Origin of the sequence: Leclercia barmai (assembly GCF_049312895.1) — a bacterium.
Lineage (GTDB): Bacteria > Pseudomonadota > Gammaproteobacteria > Enterobacterales > Enterobacteriaceae > Enterobacter > Enterobacter barmai.
This window is the reverse complement of record NZ_JBMNWZ010000024.1, coordinates 1-300: the sequence shown is the minus strand read 5'-3', so window position 1 is coordinate 300 and position 300 is coordinate 1. Positions and strand designations below refer to the sequence as shown.

Annotated in this window: 1 tRNA gene; it reads right to left on the bottom strand. The window is 49.3% G+C overall.

The features are described from left to right. Positions 1-121: 121 nt before the first annotated feature. Positions 122-197: transfer RNA gene (locus ACOYA6_RS23055), tRNA-Ala, on the bottom strand. Positions 198-300 lie beyond the last annotated feature (103 nt).

Here is a 300-nt window from a genome sequence, read left to right as displayed (position 1 = left end):
ACGGAGAACAGACACAGTGTGTCGTTTCAATTTTCAGCTTGATCCAGATTTTTAAAGAGCAAAACTTCGCAGCGCACCTTCGCAGGTACACTCTGAAGTTTTCATGTTGTCGCAGTAAAGATGGTGGAGCTATGCGGGATCGAACCGCAGACCTCCTGCGTGCAAGGCAGGCGCTCTCCCAGCTGAGCTATAGCCCCATCGTGGTCATCTCTGTACCGGTAATTTTTTCTGAGGCAAGGTGTGGTGACACAAAGCATACTGAAGTATGTGAGTGTCGCCGCAACGCAGCATCAGTAAAAA